The 7,443-nt window shown below is 42.9% G+C and carries 7 protein-coding genes; 3 read left to right on the top strand and 4 right to left on the bottom strand.

What is annotated here, in order from left to right; genetic code table 11:
- Window positions 1-54 precede the first annotated feature (54 nt).
- From A9239_RS09590 to A9239_RS09580, 3 genes are all read right to left on the bottom strand, one after another.
- Window positions 55-1,182: an isocitrate/isopropylmalate dehydrogenase family protein gene (locus A9239_RS09590; protein WP_048120494.1), complete on the bottom strand. Its 1,128-nt coding sequence runs from the start codon at window positions 1,180-1,182 to the stop codon at window positions 55-57.
- Window positions 1,183-1,278: 96 nt separating this feature from the next.
- Complete coding sequence (locus tag A9239_RS09585) at window positions 1,279-1,767, bottom strand: 3-isopropylmalate dehydratase small subunit (RefSeq protein ID WP_048120492.1); 489 nt, start codon at window positions 1,765-1,767, stop codon at window positions 1,279-1,281.
- A 348-nt stretch (window positions 1,768-2,115) separates the two neighbouring features.
- Window positions 2,116-3,453, bottom strand: coding sequence for an ATP-binding protein (locus A9239_RS09580; protein ID WP_048154180.1), 1,338 nt, complete (start codon window positions 3,451-3,453; stop codon window positions 2,116-2,118).
- Between the two features lie 184 nt (window positions 3,454-3,637).
- On the opposite strand from A9239_RS09580, the gene A9239_RS09575 reads away from it, so the two are divergent.
- Entirely contained in the window at window positions 3,638-4,273 is a 636-nt protein-coding gene (locus tag A9239_RS09575; protein ID WP_048154182.1) for an NAD(P)H-dependent oxidoreductase, read from the top strand.
- Between the two features lie 95 nt (window positions 4,274-4,368).
- On the opposite strand, the gene A9239_RS09570 is transcribed toward A9239_RS09575, so the two are convergent.
- Complete coding sequence (locus tag A9239_RS09570; protein ID WP_048120489.1) at window positions 4,369-5,439, bottom strand: formate--phosphoribosylaminoimidazolecarboxamide ligase; 1,071 nt, start codon at window positions 5,437-5,439, stop codon at window positions 4,369-4,371.
- Window positions 5,440-5,628: 189 nt separating this feature from the next.
- Between A9239_RS09570 and A9239_RS09565 the strand changes: the two genes are divergently transcribed.
- Both A9239_RS09565 and truA read left to right on the top strand, forming a co-directional pair.
- Window positions 5,629-6,546 carry a transcriptional regulator gene (locus tag A9239_RS09565; protein ID WP_048123323.1) on the top strand — a complete coding sequence of 306 codons (918 nt, stop codon included), beginning with the start codon at window positions 5,629-5,631 and terminating at the stop codon, window positions 6,544-6,546.
- 8 nt (window positions 6,547-6,554) lie between these two features.
- Window positions 6,555-7,364, top strand: a complete 810-nt coding sequence (gene truA, locus A9239_RS09560) for a tRNA pseudouridine(38-40) synthase TruA (protein ID WP_048120487.1) — start codon at window positions 6,555-6,557, stop codon at window positions 7,362-7,364.
- Window positions 7,365-7,443 lie beyond the last annotated feature (79 nt).

The following is a 7,443-nucleotide window of genomic DNA, read 5'->3' as shown; positions in this document are numbered from 1 at the left end:
AGGAATAATGAACAAGGAATGATGAAAAAAAAGTATGGGAAAGGGAGAGTTGAATTATTCTCCCCTTACTATCCTTGTAATGTCGTCTCCGACATCTGAGGTTGTGCTCTTGCCGCCTAAATCGTAGGTTTTGACTTTGCCGTCCAGGATGTTTTTCTGGATTGCATTGACTATGGTATCTGCTGCTTCCTTTTCTCCGAGATGTTCTATGAGCATTGCACCTGCCCAGATTGTGGCAATCGGGTTGACCTTGTTCTGTCCCTTGTACTTCGGGGCTGAACCGTGAATAGGCTCGAACATGCTTGTGCCTTTCGGGTTGATGTTTCCGCCGGGAGCAAGGCCAAGGCCGCCCTGGATCATGGCTCCGAGATCAGTGATAATGTCTCCGAACATGTTCGGGGTTACAACCACATCGAACCATTCTGGGTTTTTCACAAACCACATTGTGACGGCATCAACGAAATTAAAGTCTGTAGTAACGCCGGGATGTTTTGCAGAAATTGCATTGAACTCTTCTCTCCAGAAGCCGTAGATATCGGAAAGCACGTTTGCCTTGTCAACGGAAGAAACGTGTTTTTTCCGGTTCTCAGCAAGGTCAAAGGCGTACTCGATAACCCTATCTGTGCCTTCTTTGGAGATCAGGCCTATCTGGTATCCTATTTCTTCGCTGTCAGTCTCGATATCAAGACCGAATTTTGCGGAGTAGAGCGTTCTTTTTACTTCAAGAAGATCTTTGCTTGCTCCTGTTTTTGCTCGGCCGCCGACCCCTACGTAGAAGTCTTCAGTGTTTTCTCTGACAACCACAAAATCGATATCTTTCGAGGTTTTGTCTTTGAGCGGGGTCCATACTCCGTCAAGAAGTTTTATCGGGCGAAGGTTAACATACTCGTCAAAATAAAAGCGTGCAGTTAATAAGATTCCCTTCTCAAGGACACCAGGGGCAATCCTTGGGTCTCCGATGGAACCAAGGTAAATGGCAGGGTATCCGGATAGCTCCTTTAAAGTATCTTCCGAAATCAGTTCTCCTGTTTCAAGATAATGATCTGCTCCCTGCGGGTATTCAATCCACTCTACATCAAAACCGAATCTTTCGCCAGCGGCATCTATTACCTTTCTGCCTTCGGCGATAATTTCTGGGCCTATCCCGTCGCCCGGGAGGACCGGAATCTTATACTGCGTCATATTTGTACTCCTTTGAAATTTACAGGCAAAACTGCCTTTTTTATTGTGAGATCTCAAACGCGGACAGGGCTGTCTCAGGACAGATTTCCTGTTTTTTTAGCGTTCAGAGACCAGTTTCCTGGCATATTCTATAAGTCCTCCCTCATCCACGATTTCACGCACGAAATCAGGGAGAGGGGTTGCCTGGTAGGTCTCACCTTTTGTCTTGTTTTCAATAGTTCCTGTGGACAGATCTACTTCAAGCTCGTCTCCATCCTCAATCCTGTCAGTGTCAGGACATTCCAGGACAGGAACTCCGATATTTATTGAGTTCCTGAAAAAGATCCTTGCAAAAGATTTTGCAATTACGCAGGCTACCTTTGCTCCTTTCAGGGCAAGGGGCGCATGCTCACGCGAGGAGCCGCAACCAAAATTGTTTCCCGCGACCACTATATCATTTTCATGAACTTTTTTTGCAAATTCGGGGCGTACACCTTCAAACGTGTACTTTGCAAGCTCTTCAGGGGTATTGTAAATCAGGTACCTTCCGGGAATCACTGCATCCGTATCCACGTCGTCTCCGAACTTCCAGGCTCTTCCTTTCATAACATCACCGGTCTTTGTTGCAATTAAATGCAGCTACATTAGAATTTTGGCTCTTCGTTGTTTTGTGTGGATATCCTCGTAATGTCTTCATAAAAACCAATGCGGTCTCGAATTGAAATCATCTTATCCATAGAGAATGACGAAGAGCCCGAATTTTTACAGCCCGAATTTAGCTGCATTCACAGGGTTGAAGTATCACAGGTAATATTTATATTATTTTCTAACATGACTCTAACATGTCTAATATTACTCTAATATTACTCTAATATTACTCTAATATTACTCAAAAATTAGTTAACAATTACAATTCTCTTACTCATCAGTTTCCAAAAAAATCTATAAAATGAGTTACTTTTGTAGTTGAACGTCATTTTTATTGCTTTTTTCTTTGGTATGAGGCTCAAAAGCACTTGGTTCTCCTCCTCCGTGCCAGCTTATTCTTGGACGGATGCGCACAAGATGAACTGACTCGGAATGGTCATCCACTATCAGGGCAGCCCCTCTTTCACTTCCCATCTTCTTAATATATGCCTGGATATTTTCCTGCATATAAAGAGGCCTCGAAGTTTCCAGAGCAAGAATATCATCACTTGCCGTAAGGCGGTGGCAGATAAGAAGGTCACTCTGGGAAACCACATCAGGGTGCAGGCTTGCAGGCCGCTGGGTGGCCAGGACAAGGGAGAGGCCAGGCTGCCGACCCTGTCTGAGGCAGCGGTTAATCAGTACTTTCGAGGCAAGGCCTTCGGTCTTTGCGGGTATGAAAATGTGAGCCTCATCTATAAAGAGCCAGACCATGGGAAATTCTTCTTCATCGGTCTTTTCTCCCATCAGCTTTTTTTCGTAAGCTCTTCTTGCCTCAAGTCTTGCTTCATAAAGCCTGCCTGCAATAATTGATACTGCTGCAGCGCAGACGTTTTCGTTTTCAAGCGTACTCACATCAAGGATAGTTGTTCTTCCCCCTGATACGAGATCTGACAGTTTTGTTCCTTCTTTTGAGAAAAGGCCCCAGGAATTTACTGCTCTAAAGTAATTCTCTGCAGCCCCTTTCGAAGTCTCATCCGAGCGAGGGTCTCGTGCAATCTCACTGAGAATTTCTTCAAAAGAATATGCTTCTCCTTTTTCCCTGAGGGATTCGATTGCCCTTACCAGCAGAATTCCAGGAGGAGAAACCTCTTCGATACTAAAGATCCTGCACCACTGGCTTCCTGAAAGTTTGCTTATTGGGATGGAAAATGGCTTTACATTGATATTCCGCTTTCTGTAAGCCTCAACCTTGCCCACGGGCACGAAAATCTCAATATCGAGCCCGGCTGGAGTGAGTTCCCAATTTTTAAGCTTCCGTGCTTCAAAAGCGTTTGGATATTTCATTGTCCAGAAAATCCCCATAGTATCAATGACAACAGATGCAAGTCTTTTCTTAATAGCTGGCTCAAGAAAGGCAAGTTCTTCAAGCAAACAGCCCATAGTATAGGATTTTCCGTATCCTCTTTTCCCACAGATCAAAATAGCATGAGGCTTCAGGGCATCAAGATAAACGGCTGCTCCCCGCGAGTGGTCAAGTGCCATGTAATTTCCAATTGACAGGAGACCCTTTCCAGGGTTCTCTTCACTTCCAAGTACACGCAGCGTCCCAGTATTTTTTCCCCAAAAAACAGGTCTTAGTTCTTTATTTTCGACTTTAGGCATCTTGATAATATCAGACTGAAAACTATTTAAAATAATTTACGTATCCATAATTAAATAAAAATTCTTTTTTTGAGTTTTTCTTTTTCCTTTCGTATAAGGATGATATCTGAAAAGTCTCAGGCCATGTAGATATGTGATGTCGTCAGTATAACAATATATTCACAGGATAGAGAGGTAGAGTTCGTTGAATGTACTGGTAATTCTTGGACATCCAAGTAAAGGTAGTTTTAATCATGCGATTGCAAATACCGTTATAGAAACTCTTTCAAATAACGGACATGAAGTCTTTTTTCACGATCTTTATGAAGAAAAATTTAATCCGATTCTCTCAGATCAGGAAATTCCTAAAGGTGTCCTTTTAGAAGGTGTAATAGAAGAACACTGCAATGAAATTAGTAAAGCTGAAGGAATCGTTATTATTCATCCAAACTGGTGGGGGCAACCTCCTGCGATTTTAAAAGGATGGGTGGATAGAGTAGTACGTGCTGGAGTAGCATATGAATTTAAAGAAGGAGATAGCGGCGAAGGAATACCAATAGGATTGCTAAAAGCAAAAACTGCTTTAGTATTTAACACATCAAACACACCGAGAGAACGGGAATTGCAAGTGTTTGGGGATCCGCTTGAGATATTATGGAAAAACTGCGTTTTCGATTTCTGCGGAGTAAAAAATTTTCATAGAAGAATGTTTGGGGTTATAGTTACGAGCAAGCTTGAGGAACGATTAGAGTGGTTAAAAGAAGTAAGAAAAACAGTAGATGTGTATTTCCCAATAAGTCCTGAAAAAACTTGTTTGGAAAACCAAAAAATTAAAGGTTAAAAAGGCAGTCAACCTTGAAAAATCTAATTTTTAGAGCTTGAAAACTTAATTATCAATATACTCTAAAAGTTCATTTTCTTGAAGTTATTACCTGCTCAGGATATTATCTTATCGAGCTGGCCTGTTTGAGCTGCTATTTTGATTTCCCTAGCTATTCTTCTTCCAGTTGAGAGGTTTTCTTCCATCAGGTCTGCATAAGGAGAACCTGAAACGTAAAGGTTTGTTCCTGCAACAATTCTGGCCGAGATCTCGAACACTTTAATCTCAAGCGTATCCGTAAAAACAGTCTCAAGGCAGAAAGACCCAATCATCCCGCCAAAGAGGCCAAGAGATTCTTCAACTACCCTTTCTCCAAGAGAGAAGATAAGTGGTAAGAGGGATTCTCTTGCTACAAGGGGCATATTTCCTGTGACTACATATGTCGGACGGATTCCTGCTTCTACGAGTTCTCTGGGTGAACCGAGCCTGAAGATTTCATCCGCGTTGGATTCTACCCTGCGGTCCATGCTCAGAAGTTCAAGGCTGCCCTTGCTTAAAGTGTATCCTTCGTTTCGGATTGGGGAATAAAAGTAATGAAGGTAATAACGGGTCCCGGTAATAAATTCCTGAATCGTGTACTTCTGGGTCCGGTCTATGAGTTCATCGAATTCTTTGTAGGTTTTTGCAACAAAGAAACCTTTTCCTCCTTTTGCCCCGTCGTACTTGACCATTACAGGCCCATTGATGTCGTGAGGATCATCGATTTTCCCGGGCATATGAATGCCTGCTCCGAGCAACCACTCACGTTCTTTATCCCTGTCCGACTCCCATTCAAGCACAGCCCGGTTTCCGAAAGTGGGTACGGCCATCTCTGCAAAATTTTCCGTGCCAAGGTAAGCAACTACTGAGCCGTGCGGAATAATAATGGCATTTTTCTTTCTAAGCTCCTCAACCTTGTTCATTATATCGGCATAGCTATCGACGACAAGATACTCATCGGGTTTTGCTTTGGGAAAAGCCTCATAAAATTTTGGAGGCTTGCCGACGCAGATTCCCAGAGTTCTGAAGCCTTCTTTCCGAGCTCCGTCAAAAATTTGAAGGCTAGAGTGGGAGCAAATTGTTGCAATTGTAATGTTTTCTAAATCGTAATTTTTCAGAAATTCAAGAACCTGCTGTTTTGTGATCATGATTGTTACCAGCGGAAAATTTAGATTAGTATATACAATGTTCTATTTAAGGTTAAGGTCTGGATTCTATATCTAGATATAGTAATGAATGGATATTCTGCCGTAAAAATAAAACTTTATATTTATTCGCGCAAACTAAGGTTATACTCTGAGTTAAAAATAGACAGGTTTTTAATCCAGGAAGTAATTATGGACGGACTTGAAGATCAAGATAGTTTATCGACAGCCGGCAACTCCTTGCCGGGATCTGAGCAACTGGAGCAGAGCGGCAAGGTGCTTGTTCTCCCGGTAAATGGGGAATCCAGAAAGATCACTCAGATCCTTTCCAATGAAACATCAATAAAGATTCTTGAGTTGCTCGGGAAAAAAAGCATGTCTGCAACCAGTATTGCAGAGGAGTTGAAACTTCCCCTTACTACTGTTAAGTATAATCTTGACTCCCTTATAGAGTCCGATCTTATAAAGATCAAACAAATAAAGTGGAGCAAGAAAGGAAGGCAGGTAAAAATCTACGAGTCAGCCGAAAAACTGATCGTCCTCGTTCCTTCGAAAAGCTCTATAGACAGACTTTCTCTCGTAAACCTGCTGCAAAAGTACCTTGGAGTAATAGTAGCTGCCTTTTTTGCAGCCGCGGGTATAGAATATTTTTCAGCTTATATGAAAGCAAAAAGGGTCATTGATGCAACTGCTCCTTTGAGAATGAGGACAATGGAAACATTTGACAATTCTTCTCCAGAGCAAATGGTCCTGGGAATAAACGAGAGCAATAACGTAAGCCCGAAAATAACTCTCGATCAGCAGGTGCCCGAAGAAGCTGCGAATGCAAGCTCTGAGGTTTTGGAATCCGGAGCAGGAAATCTATCCTCTGGACTGGAGTCTGGCCCGACTAAGGGAGTTGCTGAAGTTCCAATGTCCGCTCCGGACGGTTTAAACTCTGTCCCAGGGTGCTCTTCTATCCCTCCTGAAGGGTTAACTCATGCAAGCGGGCTTCATGGGCTTTATGACATGCTTTCTCTTCACCCCGGGTTCTGGTTCCTGTTAGGGTGTCTTTTTATAGTAGTCGTACTGATTGTAAGAGAAGTCTATTATAAGAATAAAGCCAAGTAGAGATTCTTATGAGAGTCGCTTTAAAACTTGCATACATAGGCACCGAGTTTCACGGCTCCCAGATCCAGCCCAATGTTGAGACTGTGGAGGGAGAACTCTTCAAGGCTCTTCGAAACCTCGGGATTATAGAAAGCCCCAAGTCTGCGAATTATACCTGCGCCGGTAGAACCGATGCCGGGGTTCACGCTCTTGAACAGGTTGTCTCCTTTGACACGGATAAATTGAACCTGGCAATTCCAAGGGTAATAAATTCCGAACTGCCCTCCGGAATCTGGGTCTGGGCTCACGCGGAAGTGCCTCTAAGCTTTGATGCCAGAAGAGATGCGGTTTCCAGGCACTACCGCTATGTAATGAGCGGAAAAGAGTATGATATCTCCAAAATCCGGGAAGCTTCAAAATTTCTGCTCGGAACGCACGATTTTGAAAACTTTTCGCGAACTAATGGAGAAAAAAGTACGGTTCGAACCATAGAAAGGATCGATGCCCGCATAGATGGAGAACTTATAAAAATCGATGTTGTTGGAAATAGTTTCCTCTGGAATATGGTCCGGAAACTCGTAACCGCTCTTTCCATGATAGGCAAAGGGGTTCGTGATACTGATTGGCTGCTCCAGATGCTGAATCCGGATATTTATGAAGAAGGAATCGAAGCTGCTCCTGCTTATGGATTGACCCTTCTGAAAGTGAATTATGACGAGAAAATAGAATGGGTTGAAGACGATTACTCTATCCGGAGAGCAGGTGAACAGAACCAGAAACGTATTCTCAGGCATAGGGTTATGGCAGAAGTGCTGGAAGAACTCATTTCCCATGAGTAAAAAGCGCCTTTACAGTATTCTTAACTTTTAACATTTCATTTTGATTTTACTTTTGGACCTTACTTTTGATTTTACTTTT

It is taken from the genome of Methanosarcina sp. A14, assembly GCF_001729375.1.
In the GTDB taxonomy this organism is placed as follows: domain Archaea; phylum Halobacteriota; class Methanosarcinia; order Methanosarcinales; family Methanosarcinaceae; genus Methanosarcina; species Methanosarcina barkeri.
The sequence above is the reverse complement of the archived record's forward strand: the minus strand, read 5'-3'. Positions and strand labels throughout refer to the sequence as shown.